This window comes from Cryobacterium lactosi (assembly GCF_004403945.1).
GTDB lineage: Bacteria > Actinomycetota > Actinomycetes > Actinomycetales > Microbacteriaceae > Cryobacterium > Cryobacterium lactosi.
The window spans coordinates 37,290-61,252 of record NZ_SOHM01000034.1; the positions used below are offsets into that span (position 1 = coordinate 37,290).

General features: G+C 65.0%; 28 protein-coding genes. 15 read left to right on the top strand and 13 right to left on the bottom strand.

Features of this window, described 5'->3' with window-relative positions; all coding sequences use genetic code 11:
• Position 1 precedes the first annotated feature (1 nt).
• The 3 genes from E3T61_RS16595 to E3T61_RS21955 are packed head-to-tail and all read left to right on the top strand — an operon-like array spanning position 2 to position 1,572.
• The gene (locus E3T61_RS16595) at positions 2 to 667 is read left to right on the top strand and encodes a CG0192-related protein (protein WP_134641967.1); all 666 of its coding nucleotides are present in this window, start codon (positions 2 to 4) and stop codon (positions 665 to 667) included.
• Between the two features lie 56 nt (positions 668 to 723).
• A complete protein-coding gene (locus E3T61_RS16600) occupies positions 724 to 1,389 on the top strand; it encodes a formylglycine-generating enzyme family protein (protein ID WP_134641968.1) in 666 nt (221 codons plus the stop codon).
• An 18-nt stretch (positions 1,390 to 1,407) separates the two neighbouring features.
• Positions 1,408 to 1,572 (top strand): hypothetical protein, encoded by a 165-nt coding sequence (locus E3T61_RS21955; protein WP_166793282.1) that lies wholly within the window; start codon positions 1,408 to 1,410, stop codon positions 1,570 to 1,572.
• Here E3T61_RS21955 and E3T61_RS16605 read toward each other — a convergent pair.
• Positions 1,566 to 2,465: an alpha/beta hydrolase gene (locus tag E3T61_RS16605; protein ID WP_134641969.1), complete on the bottom strand. Its 900-nt coding sequence runs from the start codon at positions 2,463 to 2,465 to the stop codon at positions 1,566 to 1,568. The two genes, E3T61_RS21955 and E3T61_RS16605, sit on opposite strands and share 7 nt — an antisense overlap.
• A gap of 48 nt (positions 2,466 to 2,513) precedes the next feature.
• Between E3T61_RS16605 and E3T61_RS16610 the strand changes: the two genes are divergently transcribed.
• Both E3T61_RS16610 and trxA read left to right on the top strand, forming a co-directional pair.
• Entirely contained in the window at positions 2,514 to 2,702 is a 189-nt protein-coding gene (locus tag E3T61_RS16610; RefSeq protein WP_134641970.1) for a hypothetical protein, read from the top strand.
• A 160-nt stretch (positions 2,703 to 2,862) separates the two neighbouring features.
• Complete coding sequence (trxA, locus tag E3T61_RS16615; RefSeq protein WP_134641971.1) at positions 2,863 to 3,270, top strand: thioredoxin; 408 nt, start codon at positions 2,863 to 2,865, stop codon at positions 3,268 to 3,270.
• 72 nt (positions 3,271 to 3,342) lie between these two features.
• Here trxA and E3T61_RS16620 read toward each other — a convergent pair whose 3' ends face one another.
• The 6 genes from E3T61_RS16620 to E3T61_RS16645 all read right to left on the bottom strand — a co-directional run bounded on the left by E3T61_RS16620 (position 3,343) and on the right by E3T61_RS16645 (position 9,523).
• Positions 3,343 to 5,394 (bottom strand): glucose PTS transporter subunit IIA, encoded by a 2,052-nt coding sequence (locus tag E3T61_RS16620; RefSeq protein WP_134641972.1) that lies wholly within the window; start codon positions 5,392 to 5,394, stop codon positions 3,343 to 3,345.
• A 178-nt stretch (positions 5,395 to 5,572) separates the two neighbouring features.
• On the bottom strand, positions 5,573 to 6,607 hold the full coding sequence (locus E3T61_RS16625; protein WP_134641973.1) for an NYN domain-containing protein: 1,035 nt from the start codon (positions 6,605 to 6,607) through the stop codon (positions 5,573 to 5,575).
• A 92-nt stretch (positions 6,608 to 6,699) separates the two neighbouring features.
• Positions 6,700 to 7,323: a dihydrofolate reductase family protein gene (locus tag E3T61_RS16630; protein WP_134641974.1), complete on the bottom strand. Its 624-nt coding sequence runs from the start codon at positions 7,321 to 7,323 to the stop codon at positions 6,700 to 6,702.
• A gap of 75 nt (positions 7,324 to 7,398) precedes the next feature.
• Positions 7,399 to 8,055, bottom strand: coding sequence for an IMPACT family protein (locus E3T61_RS16635; protein WP_134641975.1), 657 nt, complete (start codon positions 8,053 to 8,055; stop codon positions 7,399 to 7,401).
• 36 nt (positions 8,056 to 8,091) lie between these two features.
• Positions 8,092 to 8,823: a GAF and ANTAR domain-containing protein gene (locus E3T61_RS16640; RefSeq protein ID WP_241992638.1), complete on the bottom strand. Its 732-nt coding sequence runs from the start codon at positions 8,821 to 8,823 to the stop codon at positions 8,092 to 8,094.
• On the bottom strand, positions 8,816 to 9,523 hold the full coding sequence (locus E3T61_RS16645; protein ID WP_241992645.1) for a GAF and ANTAR domain-containing protein: 708 nt from the start codon (positions 9,521 to 9,523) through the stop codon (positions 8,816 to 8,818). Before E3T61_RS16645 ends, E3T61_RS16640 begins: the two co-directional genes overlap by 8 nt.
• A 168-nt stretch (positions 9,524 to 9,691) precedes the next feature.
• On the opposite strand from E3T61_RS16645, the gene pgi reads away from it, so the two are divergent.
• Positions 9,692 to 11,407 (top strand): glucose-6-phosphate isomerase, encoded by a 1,716-nt coding sequence (pgi, locus tag E3T61_RS16650; RefSeq protein WP_134641978.1) that lies wholly within the window; start codon positions 9,692 to 9,694, stop codon positions 11,405 to 11,407.
• 43 nt (positions 11,408 to 11,450) lie between these two features.
• The gene (locus tag E3T61_RS16655; protein WP_478213453.1) at positions 11,451 to 12,524 is read left to right on the top strand and encodes a DNA polymerase IV; all 1,074 of its coding nucleotides are present in this window, start codon (positions 11,451 to 11,453) and stop codon (positions 12,522 to 12,524) included.
• A 3-nt stretch (positions 12,525 to 12,527) separates the two neighbouring features.
• On the opposite strand, the gene E3T61_RS16660 is transcribed toward E3T61_RS16655, so the two are convergent.
• Positions 12,528 to 12,965, bottom strand: a complete 438-nt coding sequence (locus tag E3T61_RS16660) for a VOC family protein (RefSeq protein WP_134641979.1) — start codon at positions 12,963 to 12,965, stop codon at positions 12,528 to 12,530.
• Between E3T61_RS16660 and E3T61_RS16665 the strand changes: the two genes are divergently transcribed.
• On the top strand, positions 12,958 to 13,443 hold the full coding sequence (locus tag E3T61_RS16665; RefSeq protein WP_134641980.1) for a hypothetical protein: 486 nt from the start codon (positions 12,958 to 12,960) through the stop codon (positions 13,441 to 13,443). The genes E3T61_RS16660 and E3T61_RS16665 overlap by 8 nt on opposite strands.
• Positions 13,444 to 13,508: 65 nt before the next feature.
• On the opposite strand, the gene E3T61_RS16670 is transcribed toward E3T61_RS16665, so the two are convergent.
• The 3 genes from E3T61_RS16670 to E3T61_RS16680 all read right to left on the bottom strand — a co-directional run bounded on the left by E3T61_RS16670 (position 13,509) and on the right by E3T61_RS16680 (position 16,024).
• Positions 13,509 to 14,477, bottom strand: a complete 969-nt coding sequence (locus E3T61_RS16670; protein WP_134641981.1) for an aminoglycoside phosphotransferase family protein — start codon at positions 14,475 to 14,477, stop codon at positions 13,509 to 13,511.
• Between the two features lie 140 nt (positions 14,478 to 14,617).
• Positions 14,618 to 14,842 carry an SdpI family protein gene (locus E3T61_RS22705; RefSeq protein ID WP_134641982.1) on the bottom strand — a complete coding sequence of 75 codons (225 nt, stop codon included), beginning with the start codon at positions 14,840 to 14,842 and terminating at the stop codon, positions 14,618 to 14,620.
• A gap of 303 nt (positions 14,843 to 15,145) precedes the next feature.
• Positions 15,146 to 16,024 (bottom strand): LysR family transcriptional regulator, encoded by an 879-nt coding sequence (locus E3T61_RS16680; protein WP_134641983.1) that lies wholly within the window; start codon positions 16,022 to 16,024, stop codon positions 15,146 to 15,148.
• A 95-nt stretch (positions 16,025 to 16,119) separates the two neighbouring features.
• Here E3T61_RS16680 and E3T61_RS16685 point away from each other — a divergent pair, with 95 nt between their 5' ends.
• Together E3T61_RS16685 and E3T61_RS16690 are read left to right on the top strand one after the other, a co-directional pair.
• Positions 16,120 to 17,124: a DMT family transporter gene (locus E3T61_RS16685; RefSeq protein ID WP_241992639.1), complete on the top strand. Its 1,005-nt coding sequence runs from the start codon at positions 16,120 to 16,122 to the stop codon at positions 17,122 to 17,124.
• A 623-nt stretch (positions 17,125 to 17,747) separates the two neighbouring features.
• Positions 17,748 to 17,996, top strand: coding sequence for a hypothetical protein (locus tag E3T61_RS16690; protein ID WP_134641985.1), 249 nt, complete (start codon positions 17,748 to 17,750; stop codon positions 17,994 to 17,996).
• 324 nt (positions 17,997 to 18,320) lie between these two features.
• Here the strand turns inward: E3T61_RS16690 and E3T61_RS16695 are convergent, their stop codons facing one another.
• Positions 18,321 to 19,052 carry an alpha/beta hydrolase gene (locus tag E3T61_RS16695; RefSeq protein WP_241992640.1) on the bottom strand — a complete coding sequence of 244 codons (732 nt, stop codon included), beginning with the start codon at positions 19,050 to 19,052 and terminating at the stop codon, positions 18,321 to 18,323.
• A gap of 55 nt (positions 19,053 to 19,107) precedes the next feature.
• Between E3T61_RS16695 and E3T61_RS16700 the strand changes: the two genes are divergently transcribed.
• From E3T61_RS16700 to E3T61_RS16720, 5 genes are all read left to right on the top strand, one after another.
• Positions 19,108 to 19,680: a TetR/AcrR family transcriptional regulator gene (locus tag E3T61_RS16700; protein WP_134641986.1), complete on the top strand. Its 573-nt coding sequence runs from the start codon at positions 19,108 to 19,110 to the stop codon at positions 19,678 to 19,680.
• 67 nt (positions 19,681 to 19,747) lie between these two features.
• Positions 19,748 to 20,224, top strand: a complete 477-nt coding sequence (locus E3T61_RS16705) for a hypothetical protein (protein ID WP_134641987.1) — start codon at positions 19,748 to 19,750, stop codon at positions 20,222 to 20,224.
• Between the two features lie 437 nt (positions 20,225 to 20,661).
• Entirely contained in the window at positions 20,662 to 21,177 is a 516-nt protein-coding gene (locus E3T61_RS22710; RefSeq protein ID WP_420898494.1) for a DUF6578 domain-containing protein, read from the top strand.
• Positions 21,178 to 21,400: 223 nt separating this feature from the next.
• Positions 21,401 to 22,297: a MerR family transcriptional regulator gene (locus E3T61_RS16715; protein ID WP_134641988.1), complete on the top strand. Its 897-nt coding sequence runs from the start codon at positions 21,401 to 21,403 to the stop codon at positions 22,295 to 22,297.
• 253 nt (positions 22,298 to 22,550) lie between these two features.
• On the top strand, positions 22,551 to 23,270 hold the full coding sequence (locus E3T61_RS16720; RefSeq protein ID WP_255455703.1) for an alpha/beta fold hydrolase: 720 nt from the start codon (positions 22,551 to 22,553) through the stop codon (positions 23,268 to 23,270).
• Between the two features lie 44 nt (positions 23,271 to 23,314).
• On the opposite strand, the gene E3T61_RS16725 is transcribed toward E3T61_RS16720, so the two are convergent.
• Positions 23,315 to 23,719, bottom strand: coding sequence for a hypothetical protein (locus tag E3T61_RS16725; protein WP_134641989.1), 405 nt, complete (start codon positions 23,717 to 23,719; stop codon positions 23,315 to 23,317).
• Positions 23,720 to 23,963 lie beyond the last annotated feature (244 nt).

Consider the following 23,963-nt stretch of genomic DNA (forward strand, 5'->3'; position numbering starts at 1 on the left):
CATGGCCCTCCTTCACAAAGCTGACATCACTCCGACGAAGATCGATTTGCTCACCAGCTGGGCTCCCGCCCAACCCTGGTTCGTCGGCGAGGCCGACGTGAGCGTGACGAACCTCGCCGCGTACAGGTTCGACGACCCGGAGGGCCAGGTCGGCATCGAGACGATCCTCATCACGGCCGGCGACGGACCGGTGCTGCAGGTGCCGGTGACCTACCGGGATGCCCCGCTGGCGGGCGCTGAGACGTCACTCATCACCACCATGCAGCACTCGGTGCTGGGGGAGCGGTGGGTCTACGACGCCACCGGCGACCCGGCCTACCTCGCGGCCGTCGCGAACGCCGCGCTCGCCGGCGGCCGTCAGGCCGAGCTGACCATCGAGATCGACGGGCAGCTGGTGGTGCGCGAGCCCACTGCCGTCGTCGCAGGCAGCGGCACACCGGGCAGCGCCGGCGTGACGCCGCCCGCTGTCGCCGAGATCAACATCCACCAGGAACCCGGCGCGACGATCGTGACCGCAGGGTCGCTGCGGATCGTCGTGGCCCGGGTGCTCGGCGACGAGGACGTACTGGCGAACCTGGCTGCCGACGCGGCCACCCACGAGGTGCTCGCCGGAACCTGGGCGGAGCAGCCGACGCTGCGGGCGCTCGTGCTGGTCGCTGTCGCGTAACACTGTCGCCGCGTAACACTGCGGCGGCCGGCCCCGTGGGCCGGTACCGTGCAGGTATGTCCACCGACGCCTCGCCCCGCCTTGTGGCCATCGCCGCGGGCACCCTGACGATGATGGATGCGCGAACCCGCACCAGCTGGAGCACCGAGGTCGACGCGTTCGAGATCGCGGCGTATCCGCCGACCCAGCAGGAGTACGCCCAGGTCACCGGTGCATGGCCGGCCACGTCCCGGGGCGACCGGTTGCCCGTTGAGGGCGTGTCGTGGCGGGACGCCGTGGGGTTCTGCAACGCCCGCTCGGAGCAGGCCGGCCTCACCCCGGCATACCGTCTCGGCGCGGACGAGGCGATCGCCTGGGACCGGACCGCGGACGGCTACAGGCTGCCGACCGAGGCGGAATGGGAGCACGCCTGCCGCGCCGGAACCACCGGGCCCCGGTACGGGGACCTCGGTGACATCGGGTGGTACCGGGCCAACTCGGACGAACGCCCGCACAACGTCGGCGGCAAGAAACCTAACGCCTGGGGAGTGTACGACACCTTGGGCGGTGTGTGGGAGTGGTGCTGGGATTTCGCCGACCCCGCGCGCTACGGCACCTACCGGGTGCTGCGCGGCGGCGGCTGGTTCGACCAGCATTGGAGTTGCCGTGCCTCAGTGCGCCGGGGCAGCTACCCGGGCCTGCGGATCGACGACGTCGGCTTCCGGGTCGCCCGCAACTCCTGACTGCGACACACTGGAACCATGGACGACGACGGTTTCGATATTGACGAGCCCGGCCCGCCCTGCCCGGCCTGCGGCACCCAGATGAGCCCGGACGGCGTCGACACGGCCGAGGGTCTGGAGTCCTGCCACCGCTGCCCGCGCTGCAAGCTTGCGATCGTCGTGCCGGGTCTCTGGCCCTACTGATTCACTGCCCGGCGGAGCGTGTGCACGATGGCGGCACGGGCTTCGCTGCCGATGGTGGTGGGCAGCAACGGGTACACGTGCACTTGCCCGATGGCTTCGTGGAAGTCCAGTTCGACCCCCGCCGCGGCGGCCTTGTCGACAAGCAGATGAGCATCCGGGTTCAGCACGTCCCTGGAGCCGCTGAACAGGGTGAGCGGCCCCAGGCCCGCGAGGTCACCCATCAACGGACTCACCACGGGGTCCAGGATGTTGTTGGCACCTTTCCACAGATCGGCGAGGACCTCGCCTCCGGGGGTCGCAAGCCAGGGGTCACTCGGTTGCACGGTGGGGATGAGCGGGTTAGCCCAGGAGAGGTCAAGGGCGGGGGAGATCAGGACGGTGCGGCGCACCGTGATGTCATGGTCGTCCCGCAGCGCGAGGGCGGCGGACAGCGCGATCTGACCTCCTGCGGAGTCGCCGGCGAGGCAGGTGCTGCCGTACCGCTCCAGGTTGCCCCGCACGAGGTCGACGACGCCGGCGGCCACGGCGGCGGCGGTTCCGAACGGCACGAGCGGATAGATCGGCACGGTGACGGTGGTGTTCGCTTCCGCGGCGATCTGGGCGGCGAGATGCCAGTGTTGCCCGGCGATCTGGTTCACCCAACCGCCGCCATGCACGTACACCACGCTGCCGGCGGCGGTGCCGCTCACGGGTGTGATCGTGTAAACCGGCCACGTCGCACTGGAGACCGCCACCCGAACGTCACTGCGGAGCCGGCTCGGCGGCCCATAGGTCGTGGGCCGAAGCTCGCGCTCGCGCACATGGCGGCGAGCTCCCTCCGCCGTGACGAAGACCCGGTTCGCGCGCATCAGTCGGAGGGCGGGAACGATGACGCTGCTCGGGAGGGTGACCATGTCTACATTCTCCCGCTCCGGTTCACCCTGGGCAGGCATAATGAGGCCATGATCACACCGCTGCTCAGCGACTGGATGCGCCGCATCGGCGTGGGTTGCCTGGTGCTGGCGGTGCTGCTGTTCGCGGCTGCCGTCATAGCCTTCGCCGCAGGTTTCGAGCCGGCGTTCCTGGCCATGCTTTTCGCACTGGGCCTTTTCACCTTCGCCGTCGGCGCGTTGTCGGTGGCGCACCGGTAACGCTCGACCATCCGGCCGACCGAGGAATACAGCGCGCGCCGACCGGCGTTAACCCCACTGTGCCGATGACGCGGGGCCGATGAGACGGGCGGTCCCATGCAACGCCCAGCGGCACCTGCGAGACTAGTCAATTCATCTTTCGAGAACGCAAGGAGACCCTATGCCCACCATTGACGTCACCGAGACCACGTTCGGCGAGACCCTGGCCGCCAACGACATCGTGCTGGTGGATTTCTGGGCCGACTGGTGCGGTCCGTGCAAGCAGTTCGCCCCCACCTACGCGGCATCGTCCGAGCAGCACCAGGATGTGGTGTTCGCCAAGGTCGACACCGAGGCCGAGCAGCAGCTGTCTGCGGCCGCGGGGATCCAGTCGATCCCCACGCTGATGGCCTTCCGTGAGGGCGTTCTGGTGTTCTCCCAGCCCGGGGCGCTGCCGCCGGCTGCCCTCGAGCAGGTGGTCACGGCCGTGAAGGGCCTGGACATGGCCGACGTGCACCGCCAGGTGGCGGCTCAGAAGGCAGAACAGCAGGCCGAGCAGCAAGCCGCCACTCAGCAGCCCGCCCAGTAAGGCGACCTCGCACCAACACCAAAAAAGGTGGGCAGAGATTTCTCTCTGCCCACCTTTGTGTTGTGCGGTGTGCTACTTGGCGGTCACCGTGATCAGCGCGTCTCCGACGGCGACCTGGCCGGTGGCGGCCTGGTCGATCGAGCCGAACTTCTTCGGGTTGGTCACCAGCACCGGGGTCACCAGCGAGTAGCCGGCTTCCTCGATCACGGCGCGGTCGAAGGTCACCAGCGGCGTACCCGCCTCAACCCGGTCGCCGGCCTTGACCTTGACGTCGAAGCCCTTGCCGGCGAGGTTGACGGTGTCGATGCCCACGTGAATGAGCATTTCGATGCCGCCGTCGAGCATCAGGCCGAAGGCGTGGCCGGTCGGCTGAGCGACCAGGACCTTGCCGGCGGCCGGCGCGAAGACGGTGTCTCCGGTCGGGTCGACGCCGACGCCGAGGCCCACGATGCCCTTGCTGAACACGGGGTCCGGCACCTCATCGAGCGGCACGACGATGCCCTCGACCGGTGAACCGATCGTGGCCAGGACGGTGGCGACCAGGGTCGCCGTGCCGCCGGCGGCGGGTGCCGTGGCGGTAGCCATGCTGGATGCGGCGGCAACCGGAGCCGCGACGGGAGCGACGGGAGCGTGCTTGGCGTCTTCCATGGCGGTGTCCTCGGCGAGCTGAGCGGCCGCTTCGGCCTTCTGCTCGGGCGAGAGGTAGCCGGAGAGGATCACGAGGATCATCGCGGTGAAGAACGACGCGGCAACAGCGATCGCGTACAGCGGGATGTTGTTGAACGCCGGGATGGTCAGCAGCGACGTGAACACGAACGCGTTGGTCGTGACGCCACCGCCGAGGCCGATGATGACACCACCGACGAGGCAACCGACGAGCATGCGCGGGTAGATGCGCTTGAACCGCAGGTGGATGCCGTACAGCGACGGTTCGGAGATACCACCGAGCAGGCCGGCGGCAAGAGCACCCGTCGCGGTCTGCTTCATCTGACTGTTCTTGGCGCGGATGGCGAGGACGAGAACGCCGGCCGTGGCACCGAAGCAAGCGAAGTTCCAGGCGCCCATCGGGCCCTGGATGAAGTCATAGCCGAGGGACTGGATGTTCAGCAGCATGACGGCGTTCAGCGGCCAGTGCAGGCCCAGCGGCACCATGAACGGGTAGGCCAGCGGGATGACGATCGCGAAGATCAGCGGTGAGAAGTCGTTGATGGACTTGAGGAACTCGCCGATGGCCGCTCCGCCGAAGACACCGATCGGGCCGATGAGGAAGGCCGTGACGGGGATCATGACGAGCATGGAGAGGAACGGCACGAAGATCAGCTGCACACTGGCCGGGATGACCTTCTTCAGGCCCTTGGTGAGCAGGCCGAGAGCGGCCGCCATCAGCAGCGGCGGGAAGACCTGCGAGCTGTAGTCGGTGACGGTGAGCGGCAGGCCGAAGATCGACACGATAGCGGCCTTGCCGTCGAAGACGGTCTGGGCGCCATCGGTCGCGGCCAGGGCGGAGAAGCCCGGCAGCATGACGACGGCCATGATGCCGAAGCCGACCCACGGGTCGGCGCCGAGGCGCTTGGAGGCGTTGTAGGCGACCATTAGGGGCAGGAAGACGAAGACGCCCTGCCACATCAGGTTGATGAAGGCCCAGCCGGGTTCGAGTGTGACACCCGGGGCGTTCCAGGCGGGGATGACGCCCAGGGTGGCCATCAGGGCCATGAAGGTGATGAACAGCGAGGCGCCCAGCAGTGCGCCCAGGATCGGGCGGAAGGAGTCGGACAGCACCTCGAAGAAGGTGTCGAGCCCGGCGAACTTGCCGCGGGGGCCCTTGGCGCGCTCGGCGGCCTTGATGTCGTCGGCGCTTTCGCCGGTGCCGATCTTCTTCATCTCCGGCAGCGCGAGGATCTCGTTGTACACGGTCTCGACCGCGCCGCCGATGACGACCTGGAAACGATCGCCGGACTGGGGGACCGCGCCCAGAACTGCGGGGATTGCTTCCACGGTTCCCTGGTCGATGACAGATGCGTCCTTCAGCGTGAAGCGCAGCCGGGTCGCACAGTGGGTGAGGGCGACAACGTTCTCCGCCCCTCCGATGCTTTGAATAATGTCTTTAGCGGGCGAGGACGCCACTGGATCTCCTTACAGTGCGGATGCCAAACGCGTGGTTCCCGTTTGGCACAGCTCAGCGCATACCGGGTCGGCGTGCTGAGAATGTGCTGTCAGATTTGCACACCTGTCGAAGTTACACGCTATGCGCGTGCGCCGCTGGGCCGTAGGTCCCGTTCGCCGATGTCGCCTCGGTGTACACCTAGTGACGCGAGTCCGCGCCTGGGCGCAGCCTGATGAGTCGCTGTGAGCCGTCCTCGGCCATCTCGGCCTCGGCACTGCGTGAGGAGAGGAAATCGCTGAACGAGCGGAAACCGAGCGGCTTCTCGTTGAAAGAGGGGTCCATCCGGCGCATTTGATTCTTGACCGTGCCGGTGTTCAGCCATTCGTCGGCGTCGCCCTTGGCGTGACCGATCTGCAGCGCGCGCACGAGGAGCTCCGTTGCGAGCTCCTGAGGGTCCACATCGTCGGCCGTGTCGGGCTCGTCGTACGACGAATCATCGGCATTGGAGAACATCGGAATGGTGGTGAACTTACGTGCCGCGCTGGCGGGGGGAGTAGGTTCCGCCTCTGTTTCGGTCTCCACGGGCTCGGCGGCGCGTCGGCCCACCCTGCGCTTGTCGGTGCGGGTCACATCGGCGTCGGCGGAGGGCGCGACCTTCTCGATGCCGGGCAGCGAGTCGTAGTCCTCGAACTCGTCGCACGCTGCCGCGAGCGACGTGCTTGTGGACCCGGCCACGCCGATGCCCACAACGAAACGGCCTAGTCGCTTCGACTTCTGGGCGAGGGCGATGTAGTCGGAGTCGCCGGCGATGATGATGACGTGGGTGAGGTCGGGCAGCCTGAAGAGGTCTTCGACCACGTCGACGGCCAGGCGGATGTCGGCACCGTTCTTGGTGCCCCGCGTCGTGGTGGTGAACAGCTGGGTGAGGTCCACCGCGCGGGACATCAGCTGTCGCTGGTAGCTCGCGTTCACGGGCACAGACCAGTCGGCGTAGGCGCGGTTGACCACGAGGGTGCCGAACGAGGCGGCGAAGTCGATGATGGCGTTGAAGTCGACCGTGGCGGCGGCGAGTCGTGCGGCGACCTCGGGGTCGGCATCCCGGCTGCTCTTGTCGAAGTTGCGGATGCCGTCGCGCTGGAAGGCATTGCGGCCGTGCAGCTGCTGGTAACGCGAAATGACGATGTTGTCGAAGTCGATGTACAGCCCGACGCGGGCGTCGTTCGGTTCGGTCATGGTGAGCTCCTTAGCCACAGGCGGAAAACTCAATAGCGATCCGGTGGTTCCAGTCTGGTGCGAGCGGTGCGGCAAGGGCAACTCGACCGGGCTCATCGGGTCATGTCGCCCGTCGCCGGTACCGAACCCGTCGGTGCGTACCGGAGCAGCACCGCGCCCTTCTCCGAGACCGCCTCGGCCGCGAGCAGCTGCAAGGCGGTGGGCCCTCCGTCGTCGGGGAACAGGCGCTTTCCCGCCCCGAGCACGATCGGGTACACCCACAGGTTCAGTTGGTCGAACAGGCCCTCGGCCACCAGGGTGCGGGCGAAGTCGATGCTGCCGATCACGTGGATCTCCCGGTGCCGTTCCCGGAGCGCGGTCAGCTCAGCGGCGAGATCGCTGCCGAGCCGGTGCGAGTCGCGCCAGCCGAGCTGCGGTGTGCCCCGCGACGCCACGTACTTGGGGATGGCGTCGAACTTGCGGGCGATTCCGGCGGCCGGACCGTCCAGCTGGTGCGGCCAGTACCCAGCGAAGATGTCGTAGGTGCGCCGCCCCAACAGCAGCGCATCCATGGCCTGGATGCCGGCGTCGACTTGGGAGCCGACGGTGTCGTCGAGCAGGGGAGCCTGCCAGCCGCCGAACGTGAATCCATCGCTCAGGTCCTCGTCCGGGCCGCCGGGGGCCTGGGCGACCCCGTCCAGAGTGGTGAAGTGGTCGATATGGATGCGACCGGCCATGGTGAACTCCCTTCAGCGAGGTACAGCCCGATGTGTAAGTCACTCTAGGCCGCTGCCTGCTCCCGGTGCAGGTCGTCAGGCCGGTTCGACATCGACCCATTCGCGGCCGACGCTCTGCAGCCCTGCGCTTCCCGCTGTGACGTGGGCGACGATCTCAGTGAGCCGTTCGGCGTCATCGTCGCTGATGTGCAGCAGGGCGCTCTGTCCATAGTCCGTGCCCAGGACCAGCACACCACGTTGGCGAAGCTCGGCCTCGATGCGACCGGCCTCGGCATGGGGGAGGGTGAGCGTGAACAACTCCCGCCGTTCGCGTTCCACGAGCATCCCCAGGGACTGGGCGCGGTCGATCGTGCTGAGCACCGCATCCGAGTAGGCGCGCACGAGGCCGCCGGCACCGAGGAGCGTGCCGCCGAAGTAGCGAGTGACCACGGCCACAGCGTCGATGATTCCTCGGCCGGACAGCGCCTCCAACATGGGGCGCCCGGCAGTGCCGGAGGGTTCACCGTCGTCGTTTGAGCGGCGCACCTGGTCGGGAGTGCCGTTCGGCCCGATCACCAGTGCGGAGCAGTGATGGCGTGCACCCCAGTGCTCCTTGCGTGCGCTGTCGATGGCCGCACGCGCGGCATCCTCCGTCTCGATCCGGATCAGGCGGCAGAGGAATCTGGATCGTTTGACGGTGATCTCGGCTTCAACGGTGCTGCCGATGCCGCCGCGCACAGTGAGATCGCCCATCTGCCCAGTCTCGTCTAGTTCTGGGGCGACCCTGGCTCACAAGCGGAGATCCCGCGTGACGAGTTGCCGGGCGACCAGACTGAGCGAGATCTGGTGCGAGCGGGCGTGGGCGCGGATGAGAGCGAACGCCGCCTCGATGGACACATTGGCGGTTTCGGCGACGACGCCCTTGGCCTGCTCAATGATGATCCGGCTCGAAAGAGCCTCCTGCAGTTGGTCGCGAAGTGTCGAGGCATCCCGAATCGTGCGTTCTTGCAGGATGCCGATGGTCGCCACGTCGGCCAGGGCCTGGGCGGCGCGAATGTCGCGCTGGTTGAGCTCCCCACGCTCGTTCCGCATGATGTTCAGGGTGCCGATGGTCGTTTCTCGCAGTCGGAGCGGGATCGCGTAGACCGAGTGGATGCCCTGGGCGCGGGCGGTGGCGCTGAAGTCGGCCCAGCGGGACGACCCGACGTCGATGTCGGGCACCGAGACGACGGCACGGGTGCGGAAGCACTCCAGGCAGGGCCCGGCGTCGGCGTCCAGCTGCATGATCTCCACGAGGGTGTTGGCCTCGCTGGTGGAAGCGACGACCTCCAACTTGCCGTGGGCGTTCGACAGGAGGATTCCGGCCGAGTCGACATCGAGGAGTTCATGGCAGGTCTCCACCAAGGTCTGCAGAAGATCGAGCACGTCATAGCCGGCCACCAGGGTGTCCGCAAAAGTCGCAAACGCGTCGAAGAGCCGTTCCAGTCGAACGGTTTCGTCTAGGCGGGTGGTCTCATTCACGGGGTGCCTCACCTGGGTCGGAGAGCGCATTGAATCGAATCCGCCGCTCGACGACGTCCTGGGCGATTTCGCGCATCGGGCGATTGTCCGCGAACGCCCGGGCCTGGAGGATCAGGTGGGCGTCTTCGGCGGTCGTTCCGAGCTGGGCGAGGACCATACCGGTCGCCTGGTGGATCAATCGTCGGGAGAATGTCGTTGTCTCAGCCGGCAGGTCGTCACCGGTGATGGCATGGCGCAGGACGATCCGGCTGACGATGGCAGAGAGAACGAGCGTCTGCCCTTGCTGCTTGGGGCTGAGCGAGACAGGCGCCACGGAGTAGAGGTCCAGAGCGCCGATTTCGAGCGGTCCGAAGAAAAGCGGGAAAGCGAAGATCGCCCCGATCTCCTCCTGTCGAATCGCGGCCAGGAAAGCCGGCCATGAGGTGCTGCTCCTCTGCGCAAGGTCGGGTTCGAGCACGGGCCGCCGATTGACCAGGGCGTCCCAACACGGACCTTCACCCAGGTCGAACTGCAATTCGTCTACGCGCCCGGCCCGGGCGTCCGTGGCCGAGATTGTTTCGGCATCCAGGAACGATCCGAAGGTCGAGATCGAGGCGCCCGAGACAGGAAGGAACCCTAAAAACGGTCGCGCCAGGTCAGAGATCTGCCCCCGGCTGTCGGAAAGGGCATCCGACGCAACTTGGAATAGATCATGGGTCATCGCACTCAACTCCTCCCGTTTGTCGCCACAGTACGCGCCACCTGTGGGGAGCGCGACTGGCGTCCCGATCACGGCGACGCGCAATAGGCTTGATAACGGTCCGCCTCGCTGCGCTGCGGGAGCCGCGGGCACTCTTCAGCTTCATCGTTTCGGCATTCAGGAGAACCCATGACCGCATCTGCCCCCGTTGATCCGACGTCGACCGACGCCTGGAAGCAGCTCGCCAGCATCGCCGACGGCTTTTCGCCCGATCTGCGCGGTTGGTTCGCCACCGACCCGGGGCGAGCCGAGCGATTCACCCTGCAGGCAGGGGACCTCACCGTCGACCTGTCCAAGAACCTCCTGACCGATGAGATCCTCACCCCGCTCCTGCAGCTTGCGAAGGATGTCGACGTCACGGGCCGGTTCCAGGCCATGATCGCCGGCGAACACATCAACGTCACCGAAGACCGCGCGGTTCTGCACACTGCCCTTCGACGTCCCAAGGACGGTGCAGGCCTGGTGCCCGCACAGGGTTTCCAGGTCGACGGCCAGGACGTTGACGCTGATGTGCACGCCACGCTCGACAAGGTCTATGCCTTCGCCGAAAAGGTTCGGTCCGGCCAGTGGACCGGCGTCACCGGCAAGCCCATTCGCACTGTCGTCAACATCGGGATCGGCGGCTCCGACCTCGGCCCCGTCATGGTCTACGAAGCGCTGAAGCCGTATGTTAAGGCCGGCCTCGAGGTGCGTTTCGTGTCGAACATCGACCCCACGGATGTCTACGAGAAGACCGCGGGTCTGGACCCCGAGACCACTCTGTTCATCGTGGCCTCCAAGACCTTCGGCACCCTCGAGACCCTCACCAACGCCAGGCTCGCCCGCGAGTGGCTGTGGAACCAGCTCCTCGGCGCCGGCGCGATCGACGACACCGACTCCGCCCGCTCCGACGCCGTCGCCAAGCACTTCGTCGCCGTGTCGACCGCTCTGGACAAGGTCGCGGCGTTCGGGATCGACCCCGAGAACGCGTTCGGCTTCTGGGACTGGGTGGGCGGCCGGTTCTCGGTCGACTCCGCCATCGGAACCTCCGTGGTCATCGCCATCGGCCCCGACAACTGGCGCGAATTCCTCGCCGGCTTCCACGCGCTCGACGAACACATGCGAACCGCACCCCTCGAGCAGAACGTGCCCGTGCTGATGGGCCTCCTGAACATCTGGTACACCAACTTCCTCAAGGCACAGAGCCACGCCGTGCTCCCGTACGCCCAGTACCTGCACCGTTTCCCGGCCTACCTGCAGCAGCTCACGATGGAGTCGAACGGCAAGAGCGTGCGTTGGGACGGCTCACCCGTCACGACCGATACCGGCGAGATCTTCTGGGGTGAACCTGGCACCAACGGTCAGCACGCCTTCTACCAGCTCATCCACCAGGGCACCCGTCTCGTTCCCGCCGACTTCATCGCGGTCGCCAACCCCGCTCATCCCCTGAAGGACGAGGCTGCAGACAAGCCCGGCCAGGACGTGCACGCGCTGTTCATGGCGAACTTCTTCGCTCAGACCAAGGCGCTCGCCTTCGGCAAGACCGCTGACGAGGTGCGTGCCGAGGGCACCAAGGAGTCTGTCGTACCGGCCCGCGCCTTCGCCGGTAACCGGCCGACCACGTCGATCCTGGCGCCGGCCCTCACGCCGAGCGTGCTGGGACAGCTCATCGCGCTCTACGAGCACATTGTGTTCGTCGAAGGCACCATCTGGGGCATCGACTCGTTCGACCAGTGGGGTGTCGAGCTCGGCAAGCAGCTTGCCGTGCAGGTTGCCCCCGCAGTCGAGGGAGACGCTGAGACTCTGGCGTCCCAGGACTCGTCGACCAAGTCGCTGATCGCCAAGTACCTCGAGCTGCGCGACTGACCTGACCTGTGCCCACCGGCGGCGTTCGGGGCACACTGGTGTCGTGAGCGGAATCCGGTGGGTGCTACACGTCGATCTAGACCAGTTCATCGCGGCTGTCGAAGTGCTCCGTCGGCCGGAGCTGGCGGGCAGGCCGATCATTGTCGGCGGGCGGGGCGATCCCACGGAGCGAGCCGTGGTGTCGACCGCGTCCTACGAGGCCCGGGCGTTCGGGGTGGGCTCAGGGATGCCTCTGCGCATTGCGGCGCGGAAGGTGCCCGACGCCGTGATCCTGCCCGTCGACGCGGAGGCTTACCTCGCGGCGTCGGAAGCGGTGATGGCCACGTTGCGCGCGCAGCCTGACGTCACCGTGCAGGTGCTGGGATGGGACGAGGCCTTCCTCGGCACCGAAACCGAGGATCCGGAAGCCTACGCCCGACAGGTGCAGGCCGCTGTCCTGGAACGCACTCGGCTGCACTGCAGTGTGGGCATCGGCGACACCCTGGTCCGGGCCAAGGTCGCCACCGGATTCGGTAAGCCGGCCGGCGTCTTCCGTCTCACGGCGGAGAACTGGCTGGATGTCATGGGCAGCCGCCCCACCAGAGAACTGTGGGGCGTGGGTTCGAAGGTGTCGAGCCGGCTGGCGAAACTCGGCATCACTACCGTCGCTGAGCTCGCCGCATCCGACCCCGAGAACCTGGTCACAGAGTTCGGGCCCAAGATGGGCCCGTGGTACGCGCAGCTCGGGCGCGGAGACGGTACCAACATCGTCGATGACACCCCGTGGGTTGCCCGCGGGCACAGTAGAGAGACCACCTTCCAGCGTGATCTGACCGATCCCGCCCAGGTGGCGGGTGCCGTTCGGGAGCTGACAGCGCGTGTCCTCAAGGACGTTCGGATCGAAGGTCGGCCGGTCATCGGGGTGACCCTGAAGATCCGATACGCGCCTTTCGATACGACGACACGCGCACGGAGGATTCCCGCCACCTCTGACGCGAACGAACTCCTCGCGCGGGTCCTGGATCTCGCAGACGAAATCGAACCGGGCCGTCCGATCAGGCTCCTGGGCCTGCGCGCCGAAATGGCCATGCCCGACGACGCCCGCCAGGGACATACGCCCACGCGCGGCGGCTGGTGACGGTCAGTTCTTCGTGAGGTCCTCGGCGAGCATCACGATGATGCCGCTCGGGCCGCGCACGTAGCTGAGTTTGTAGACGTCCTGGTAGGTGGCGACGCCGCGAAGCGGAAAGCATCCGTGCCTCGCTGCTATCTCAAGGGCGTCGTCGATGTTGTCGACCGAGAAGGCCACACGGTGCATGCCGATCTCGTTGGGGCGGGTGGGCTCCGACTCGATCGCTTCGGGGTGGATGTATTTGAAGAGTTCCAGGCGACCGTGACCGTCCGGTGTCTGGAGCATGGCGATTTTGGCGTGGTTGCCGTCCAGACCGACAGCGGTATCTGTCCACTCGCCGCTGACCGTGTCACGGCCCATGACCGTGAGACCGAGGTCCGTGAAGAAGGAGATCGCGGCTTCGAGGTCGCGAACGGCAATACCGACATTCTCAAGCTTGATGGACATGCCGTTCATGCTACTCAGCCGACTGTGCGGATCGTTGATTTGGTCACGCGGTACGGCGAAGATGGACGGAACCGAGATTTGGAACCATGAGATCCAACACACCGATACCGGGTCGAACAGGCCCGCAACCGTGCAGAACGTTGCAATAGATCCCGCTATTCGCGACGAGTGGGAGGGCGCCTGGCCCCGTATCTGGATTGCTGCCGTGGCCCACGCGGGTCCAGACATTGATACCCGGCTATTCGACGAGATCCGCGGCACTGCCAACGGCTCGTCCGAACGTGCCGATCTTCTCCACCGAATTATCGGACCCAGCTGGAGGGATGAGTTCGGCGACAGCGCGTTCGACCACGACGCGTACAGCACCTGGTCACAATCTGGAATGGCTACTCACACAGCAGCGTTGCCGACGCGACTGGAAGATGACCCCGAGCGACGCGACCTACCGGCACTGATCCCCGCGTGGCATGCCGCCTGACGAAGATCGTCACCATCCCGTGTCTGGGCGTATTCACGCGCAGAATCAGCGAGAACGCCCTTCTCCTAACAGCTGCAAGGCGTGCGGACAGCGCCAGCTACCGGCGCGCGTTGAGTGCCTTCGTCTGAATTGACACCGAAGATCTCCACTAATCGCCCACAACGGACGGGGTCGCTCGTGAGGCCATGGGTCAGGCCCCACAGCCAGTACTCAACGCTGCGATAGAACACCCATTTCCACGCTCTTTCGCGGTCGAGTTGCGCCTCGCGGACGACTGTCTCGAAGTGGACCACGACATCTCGGTCACTCATCTCGTCCAACCGAGTCCACAGAACCCTGGCAAGGTCGTATTCGAGGTCACCGCGAAGCAGGACGGGATCCACGGCCAACCATGGCTCGCGCTGCCCGGCGAGGACCTGGTCGAAATGGAGGTCACCGTTCACAGCGTGGGTGCCTGGGGTGGAATTCAGGTCACGGGCGACCGTGAGTGCTCGATCAAGGACGGACCGATCAAAGGGCTGGTCAAGCCGCGCCCATTCCGCGCTGAGCAGGAGGCTTCGGGCAGCGACAACATCCGCGGTGGAGATCACGGTCAGGTCGGTGATAGGAACGGCCAGTCGTCGCATCAACCGTGCAATGAGGGGCACGGCCTCCGCCAACGGGAGGGTCGCGAGTGTGTGAGCGGTCTCGAGTCGTTCCAGGAGCATCGCACCGGCCTCGGCACTGTGCTCGATGAGCCGGACCGTTCCACGACCGGCCCAGAACTCGAGTGCCTCGATCTCGAGCTTGAAGGCGTCATGCGGTGGCGTCAATCGCAGGATGAGCCGGTCATCCTCGCGAGTCACCGGCAACACGATTGCATTCGAGCCGTGGAGGGCAGGGCCGTCCGGATGCAGCCCCCAGATGCCGCACATCTGCGCAAGCCTGACCCGAATGGTGTCGAGCCACGCTGTCCCCTCTGTCCGCCACCGCGGCATCTCCCGGAAGGAGCGAGGGATCTCGATGTCGTCTGCAAGCCGGCCCGAATCGCTCATCCTCCGAGCGTAGTCAAAGTGGGTTTCGCTGCGGGTCAGCGTTCTCACTGCTAGCCCGCACCGAAGCCGTGGTCGCCCGCGCGGCTCGATCTGCAAAACGCCACATTACGAGTGATACCGCCGCAACCAAGATGTATCCGCTAATGCTTCACTTCCACAATGGATAGTGCGGTTGCGTGAGTGCACGCTATGGCCGCTACAACAATCAGAAAGGGATTGGCGGAGGCGTGAGCAGCTCTCCATGCTGCGTCAGACACAAGCGTGTACTTCGTTCTGATGCCAATGGCGGGATTCCGGCTCAAGCCGCCGCGGCGCTGAACCAGGGCCAAGCCAACCGCTACGAAAAACACGATGGCATAACCCATGATGGGCGGATAGAACACACAAGGCTCCCCATCCAGGTTCGATTCTTCAGACGAATCCCGCCAACGTTCATCGCCATAGAGAAGGGCGCCGTACGGAGTCTTGCAGCCCTAAATCGACGAGAAATGCGTGAACCTCGTACGGCCCGGGCTGTGCGTTTTTCCACCGGCCAGCATCAACGGTTGAGGAAGCGCAGCGAACACCATGAAGGAGTCTCCGTGAGGAAACGGATCACATGTGCCATTGGTAGAGCGGATCTTCGCCCCAGCGGGAACCCGATACGGGACTTGCGGACACGGTGGCGCTCACCCCGGCTTCGTGGTCGCCTGCGCAACATCACGCATGCGTTCGACGCTGGGGTGCCACGGGCGGCCTGAGGGGCCGGTGAAGACGAGGGTGCGTTCGAGGTGTTGGTCGAGGACGACCATGACGAGGTTGTCGGTGAGCATGGTGAGAGCTAGGGCGGGCATGATCGCCACTCCCAGGCCGGCCTCGATCATGCCCAGCAGGGTAGTGGTCGCGTGAACCCTTTGTGCAGGGACGTAGGGGAATCCAGCCATGGCGTGCATCGTCATGATTTGAGGCTCACAGCCACTGGTTGAGACCAACATCGGGTCATCGGTGAGATCGCCGAGGTTGATGCGCGTCTCGCCGGCGAGCGGGTGGTCGGCGCGGAGAACGGCACGGAAATCGTCACGAGCGAGGACGACGGCGCCGTGGTGGATGGGGTCGGGGTCGTTAAGTACGGCGGCATCCACCGCTCCCGTGTCGAGCCAGGTCTGGAGTTCTTCGTCACTGCCTTCGAACAGGCGCACGTCGAGCCCGGGCAGTTCCGCACGCCATCGGCTGAGCAGTTCAGGGACGAGACGATGAGACGCCGTCACACCGGCCGCGAGGCGAACGGTTCCGATCATGGCGTCATGGCGGTGGAGGTCGACGGTTGCTTCGAGGGCCCGCACGCTGGCAAGGACGCTACGGGCGTGCGCGAGGACCGCGTCGCCCAGCGGTGTCGTTGCGATTGTCGGCGCTCGGACAACGAGCGGGGCTCCCGTCATCGACTCCAGTGCGGCCAGGGAGTGCGAGACGGCGGACTGGCTCATCCGCAAGGAATCGGCCGCAGCCCCGAAACCCCCTTCGTCCACCACGGCGACGAGCACGTCCAGCTGCCGCAAGGTCACCGGCATGGATTAGTTTCGCACATGCACGGATGCGTCAGATTCATTTGATTCATGCCTGGAGCATAGCGGAGACTGACGGGGACGAACGGGGAAGCATGGGCGTGGGCACCAACACAAGATCGGCATTGCTCAATGGACGGGGTCTGGCGCTCGGGGCGCAATATCTGGGGGCGGCCGCGGTGTGGGGGGCGAGCTTCCTCTTCATCAAAATCGCGGTGGAGGGACTCTCGCCCGCGCAACTCGTGCTCGGTCGGCTATTCTTCGGCGCCGTCGTCCTCGCCGGCATCATGCTGGTCACCCGGCGGCGCTGGCCACGTGGCCTACTGGTGTGGAGCCACCTCACGGCGATCGGCGCAATCATGTGCGTGGCCCCATTCCTGCTGTTCTCGTGGGCAGCGCAATACCTGCCCGCTGGCCTCTCCAGCATTTACAACGCGACCACTCCCATTGCGACGATGCTCGTCGCGCTGGCCATCCTTCCCGACGAACGACTCACCAGGATCAAGACCGCGGGCCTGTTCGTGGCCGCCGGCGGCGTCCTGCTCGTCGCGGCGCCCTGGACTGCCGTCGTCGACGCGTCCGGCGACATGTTCTTCTGGGCTCAATTGGCCTGCCTGGGCGGAACCACGTGTTACGGCCTCGGGTTCTCCTATACTCGCCGGTTTCTGCGCGGATCCACGTATGACGCCGTCACCGTCTCCGCAGCGCAGATCGGGGCAGGAGCGGTCCTCATCGTGCTGCTCACGCCGTTCATCGGGATGACCCCTGTCGCGATCACTCCCGGCATCGCTGTGAGCGTGATCGTTCTCGGTGGCATCGGAACAGGCATCGCCTATGTCTGGTACACCAATGTCATTAACGCCTGGGGTGCCACGAACGCCTCAACGGTCACCTACCTGACTCCGATCGGTGGCGTAATCCTCGGCGTTCTGGTCCTCGGAGAAACGATTCTCTGGAATCAAGTCCTCGGTGGCATCGTCGTCGTTGTCGCGATCCTTGTCAGCCAGGGACGGCTCCGGCTGCCTCGCGATTCCTGGGCAAGAAAGCTCAGCGAGACACCAACCGAAGACGCCTCGAGTCTGACCTCGCCAGTGGCGCACCGGTGAATTCGCAGACCGCACTGATCCCAAGCGCAATGTCGCGCCCGCCGGCCGGCGTCGGCGGACGCAGATTCGGCGCCAATTCGCCGAGCATACGAAGTTTCGGGGGAGTGGCGTTTGCACGTTCAATACCAACCACACGAAGGAAAACCACTATGGAAATCGCACTGGTCATTGCTGTCGTTCTCGCCCTCTTCGTAGGAGTAGCCAGTTACAAGAAACGATCCAGCACGGAGAAGGACAACGAGTAATCTGTCGCAACCGTGCCTGCAAGTCGGACGCCTCCTGGAACGGTGTGCGCGAAACCGGGGGAGTGGCTCCGGCTCACGTCGGGTGCCAATCGGGAACGGCCACGGAGCACGTTCCACCGTGCCACGTTCGTTGCGGTCACCAGTAACCAGGGCAGCATCCGTCACCCAGAGGCTCGTTTCGAACGAAGACACCAACAGGCTCATGGGCCTACCTTGCCCGCCAAGCCGGAGGTGCTGCCTAAAGAGACGTGCGCGGCTCGCTGGCGACCGGCCGGCCACCCTGCACCTCAGAGAGAGCGATCTGCCGTTCGCACTTGACATCACAGCGAAGACGCTTGTGGAAGCCGTCGCCGCACAACAGGAAATGAGCGAAAAAGAATGATCTTCGACGAGAATCTTCCAACACTCCTTGTGCTTCTTCCCTTTATTGCCCTTGCGGGTGCCTTCCTCTACATGATTCTCCGGGCCCAGTGGCGATCGAAGGAGCGCATCGCGCAGAGTGGCCCCGAGCTGGCGGGAGCCCTCGCCGCCAGTACCGCAGCGACCCTCGGAGCTACCGAGCGGCTCGAACGGATTGATGCACGCTTGGCAAGTATCGAGAAGTCACTGAACGACAATTCCTCCTAAGTTCGACAGTCGCTTTTGTGGGATGTGCGCCCGTCAAGTTCTTGAGACAATCTGATGTGTTTCTTCAACGCCGCTGCCGTTTGGTGGCGGTCGTGGTGAGCGGCCAGCGGATCGCTTCTGTGCACGCAATGAGCACAGGTGTGACTTTCGGCGCTATCTGGCGGCTTTGGTTTCGAGACACTCCACTGGCACCACAAGGAACGGCCAAGGATCCGCTGGGTCCAGCAGCTCGAGTGGCCTCTAGCACTGCTGACGCCTGTGAATAGTTGTAAATCTTTGCGCCGTCGCGCGCGAAGAACGTCTGCGGAAGGGTGTTCTGCAGGCTCAGGCCCGATTCTGGGCGAGGAGCACTTCGAGTTCCGCAACAACGAGGTCGGGTCGGGAGACGAACGGATGATGACCCGTCGGAAGTTCGACGGAGCGTGTCGCCCGGGCGGCGTGGAAGCGTTGCAACTCGAGTGACGTGCTGCGGTCGTCGCCGCAGATCAGGTAGGTAGAGTCGATCCCTTCCCATCCCGCTTGCGACGTGGGTGTCGTGAACGCTCCGACTCCTTGGGCGGTCACGCGGCTCCATGCTTCCTCCTGAGCGGAACGCTCCGCATCCTGCAAGAATCGTTCGCCGAAAGACGCGACATCGTATCCGGCAATGCCAATCAGCCCGGCGCTGACCTCGTCGACAGCAACTGGGTTGGGTTCCCCGATCATGATCGAGCCCTGCGACTGCCCCACGTCCGGAAGGTATGACGAGATGTACAGCAGGTTTGAGACGGACGGGTGGCGCCCGGCTTCAGCGATGACCGTTCCGCCGTAAGAGTGACCGACCACGATCGCACTGTCGACCCGATCGAGCTCGCGTCGAAGAGCCTTGGCGTCCGCGAGGAGCCCACCGGCAGTCTCATCCGGAGCCGTCTCGCCACACGATGGCAAAGCCACAGCTCGACTTATGACCCCGGTTCGTTCTTGCAGGAGCTCGGCTGTCGCACGCCACCACCATGCTCCGTCTCGCACCAGGGCGCCGTGCACGAAGATAACTTCCATCTGTTCCTCCTTGGTCAACGGGTGTGCATCTTTAACGGTATACGTAGCGATCGTTACGTGAAAAGATTGTGGCATGGGTCGACAGCCGCAGCCGGAGATCGCGGACCAGCTCCTCGATCGGTGCACCGACCATGCCTTGGCTTTTGGCCTTCCTGACCGCCTTGAGCCATTCGTGCAAGCAACGGGGGTGTCCGCTCGCATGCTGCTGTATCACTTTGGCTCCAGAGACGAATTATCTGTTGCGGTACTGCGACGCGCCAGGCAGCGTCAGCTCACGAGCTTTGGGATGCTGTTGCGGGTCGTGCCAGGCGAGGACTACACGGAAACGCTCGGGAGGGCATGGGTGAGCATGACCGGCCCGGATGGGAAGTCCTTCCTTCGAATGTTCGGGCAGCTGCGCGAGCAGAGGGAGCGCTCTCTCTGGCCAGGCTTCCGCCGGCTCGCCACTACCGACTGGCTGGGTCCCCTCGAGACCGGCCTGGCGTCCATCGGCCGGGCCGGGTCGTCGACGATGGTCCTCGCGGTTATCCGGGGGCTGATGATGGACCTTGACGCCACGGCCGACGTCGCCCGCGTGGACCGGGCCTTTCATGAACTGCTGTGTAGCCTCAATCCGGCGGCGCCTGCGCCGCCTGAACGCGGCTAGCGGATTCTGGAGCGCCGAATAGTGGTTGGGTCTCACTTAGGAAGCGTGAAGGACCTAGGCTTCCAGCATGCCGGATAGCGATGAGCGGGGTCGATACGGACCGATTCGACGAGGATCGGGCGGTCAGCCCGCTCATCGCAAGCCGTTCGACATTTCCAGCCTGTCGGTGACCGGTCTGGTCATCATCTGCGAGCTCGATGATCCGCCTCCTGGGAATTCCAGGCCGTCCATGAGCATGAAGTTGACCCAGTATTTGCGACTGTCCGACGAGTCGATGATTCGTCTCGACATGGACCGTGGAGTGTCCTCATTCCAGCACGGGCACAGTGGGATTGTCTCCTGGAAACGCTCCGCAGTCGACGTGATCGCCGAGGTTCTCACGCTGGTGAAAGGGGATGATGTCGCGCAACCCGATTCCTTTCCGTGGGACGACTATGCCGAGGCCGCACGCCTGCGGGGTATCGCGGTTGACGCTGAGGCACTGTGCGACCTCCCTCACACGGTGCTGCTGTCGGATGAGCTCGCATCGATCTTCGAGTTTTGATCGGCGATGACCTCACGGCTGCGCCGAACAACCTCCTAGTGCTCGAGCTATAGAACACAACCGTCGGCGGTTGGGGGAACGCGCCGGCGGGGGAGAGGTCTGCAGCCGGCGTCACTTGCTGTCGATGTGGCCGATCGAAACAGTGCTGCCGCTGAACGCGGCACGGGCAACGGGCCAGCTGTTCTCATCGACGTGCAGAGCGGTCCGAAGGTACGCCGTGCTCATCCGCTGGAAACGGCAACCCTTTCCGGGTTCTCGTCGGTGGTCTCGGCGACCTCGTATCCGACGATCCCGCCACACTCAAGGTTCGGTCCCCAGTCTCGTATGCTCCAGCGCGTGCCCCTTGCAAGATTGGCTTGCCGCGGAGACTCGTGCTTGTGCGCAGGGATTCCTAGTCTGGTTCAATGACCAGTTCAAGCAGCGAGCTGCCTTCTCCGATGGGCGCGCGGGGTTCACACGAGGCTTCCCGCAACTTGGGCAGACACGTGCATCTCCGCGCCTCGTACGAACCACTCGTCAGAGCAGAATTAGAGGCCGTTGATGCTGAAGACATTTCGCCGATTAGAGGCGCCCAGGACACCGATGTGTGGTTGACCGAATGGCAGGTCGGCGATGACGGCTTTGATGTCGCTCTCGGTGAGCACGTCGACTGGGCTCTCGTCCCGATGGATCAAGCCTGGTCGTCCCGCTTGTTCGCAGGCCGTCGAACAGTCCTTCTACAGCGTGATATCGAGGCGGGGGCACGGGGGCACAGGACGGATTGGACGCACCGTTCCGGTCGTGTGGTTCGGATTGATCAGGTCTCGGTGCCTTACCGCCCGTCGCAAGCGCCAGCGGAACACGGACTGGTGCCAGAAACCGGTGGAGCAATGCAGCACAGTGTGCGGAGCCTGTGGACGCCGCGCGCACATCACGGTCAGATTGTCGGCTGGATAGTCCGACTTCGGGGCTGAGAAGCTCAAGCACGCTCCGTCGACCAAGGAAGCAGTGCCAGGCAGGACAGGCGCCCGGCGTCTCTTAACGCAGCTGGCGTAGGCGGCGCCTCTGAGCGGTCAACCGATCAGCTGCGGGCCCTCGCGGCTGGAGTCGGCGTTTTTGTGTCAGAGGGGGTTGCTCCTGCCGTAGCGGCATGTGGTCTGCTGGAAGCACATCCCGTCCCATTCCGAGAGGTTTGCCATGCACCCGTTCCCGACTCCGCCCCGAGAGGTCCTGATCGGCGACGCCGCGGCGTTCGTCGGCATCACTCCCCGGGCGATCCGCCACTACCACCAGGTCGGCGTGCTGCCCGAGCGGGAGCGGGGCAGCGACGGCCGCCGCCGGTATGGCTACGCGGAGATCATCCGGCTGCTCTGGATCCGACGTATGGCCGATGCAGGGATCGCCCTCGACGACATCCGCGACGCGTTCGCCGGCGCTGCACCGGGCGGTGCCGGCGGCGAGGACGAGATCGCAGGCGTCCTCGCGCGGCTGGAGGACACCCTCGCCGCGCAGGAGGCCGAGCTGCAGCGGAAGCGCGTCTCGGTGCAGCGCATGCGGACCCTCGGCAGCCGAGTGGGACTGCTCGACGATCTCGTCTCCGGCCGCCTCGAGGGCGCGCCCGAGGGCTCGTTGCGCCAGGACGACCTGGACGTCCTGCTGGTCACCGAACGAATCTTCGGTCCGCTCGGCGCCGTCATGCAGGCGGGCCGCTTCCTCGCTCTGGCCCTCGATCCCGGGCTACGCGCCGAGTCCGACCGCGTCGACGCCGCCGAGGAGGCGCTCGACGACACGGTCGCCGTCGACGACCCCCGGGTGGCGCAGGTGGCGGCCGAGCGGCACGCTTTCGAGACCGCGCTGATGCGCGTCATCGAGGAGTCCGGTCAGCTGCAGGAGGACGACGCTATTTTCAACGCCTGGGACGAGCTGCACCCGCCCGAGGACGTCGACGCGGCGCCCGACCCCAACCCGGCAGAGGGCTCCCGCGTGAGGAGCGCGGCGGAGATCATCCGGAGCATGCCCTACGACTTCTCCCCGGCCCGCCTGCGAAGCATGGAGCTGGCGGTGCAACTCGGCGCGGCGGCGGCGGCGCCCTAAGCGGCGCCCTAATTGGGCCTGCAGCCTCGGCAAGGTACCGATCGACTCGATGAGCCATGGGCTTGCGGGGTATTCGGTCGCACTGGACTCCCAGTCGCTGTGGGCGCGTGTTCAGGGAATGCGGCATTGCCTCCTTCGACCCGTACTGGCGGCTTCATGCGTCTTGTATGCCAGGGGTTTCGACACATTGAGCTTATGAGACACGCGAATGGGAAGCGCAAGTCGTTAAGGTCGCAGTGTGGCTGTCAAAAATGTGTGGGTATCGGATTCAGGTGAGGGGCCCCCTCTGTTGGTCTTGCATCCAGGTGGAACCGATTCGCGCGCCATGGTGATGGTGTGCGCGGAGTTTTCTGGTTACCGTCGGCTTCTGGTTGACCGTCCTGGGCACGGACGCTCGGCCGACGTCGTCGGGCCGTGGTCCTTCGCGCAGATGGCTGATGAGATGGCTGAGGTTCTCGATGACCGGAACGTCGCCAATGCTCATGTTCTCGGGTGGAGCGATGGGGCAATAGTCGGGCTTTACCTGGCGCTTCGCCGTCCGGACTTGGTCTCAACGCTGGTATTTGGCGGAGCGGTTTTCCACCATGACGGGTGGTTGGACGGCGTTCTCAGTGAGGAGGACCCGCCGCAGTTCATGGGGGAGTCCTACGCCGAACTGTCACCGGACGGTGCTGATCACTGGGAAGTCGTCGTTCGCAAGGCGGTCGAGCTCCACCAGCTCGAACCGAATCTCAACCTGAGTCACCTTGCAAACGTAAGGGCCCCAGTTCTCATCATTGTCGGTGATGACGACGAGGTGAAGTTCAGTCACTTGCTCGAGATGTACGACGCGCTTCCAAACGCAGAGCTAGCCGTGGTCCCGCGATCGACACACGGTCTAGTTGTCGAGAAGCCAGACATTCTGGCTCGATTCGCCCGAGACCTACACCGCTCGGATCGAACAAACGGCGTTGCGCCTCTGCGAAGGAGATGACTGCGGATCCGTTCACCAGCCGCCCCGCGAGCGGCTTCGGGCGTCTACCGCGCGGGGAAGGTTCCCTCGTAGTCTTGCCAAGTCCAAGCGAGCGCTTCCATCGCCCACCGTTGACTTTCTATGGGGGCGTCATGACCCGCGAAGTCCATGACGATGAAGTTGACGACGAAGCCGTCATCTAGCGTCGCGGCGTACTCGGCAGCTCTTTCACGACTGCCGAATCGGAGGTACGACGCTTCATCAGTCGTGAAGGCCTCGACGCAGTCAACGGTTGCTCCGCATTTGTCCGCGGTGACATCCTGAGGATTGGTCGTGGCATCCAGTTCGTACTCAGCATTCACCACTGCCTCGACGGTGAGCGCGCTTTGGTTGTCGATGAGCGTGCACCCTGCCAGAGCAACTCCGACGAGGAGGAGAGACGGCACTGCGAGCAGCGTGCGACTGGGCATGGCCTCAGTATGCCGTGCTGCTCGGCTGTACCGCATCCGATGGCTTGTGCGGCGTCTCGTGTGCTCGACGCGATTTCTTCACTTGGGGCGGAATTGGGGCAAAATCACCGCGATGTCGTAGACCTCAACCTCAAGCAGACGCACTAACTCATCTCCCGTCGCCAACCATCGAGTCTGATTCCTGGATTCGTCCCAGCCGTCAAACGGGTCAAAGTGACGTTGCCAGAAGAGCGACCAGTCGTTA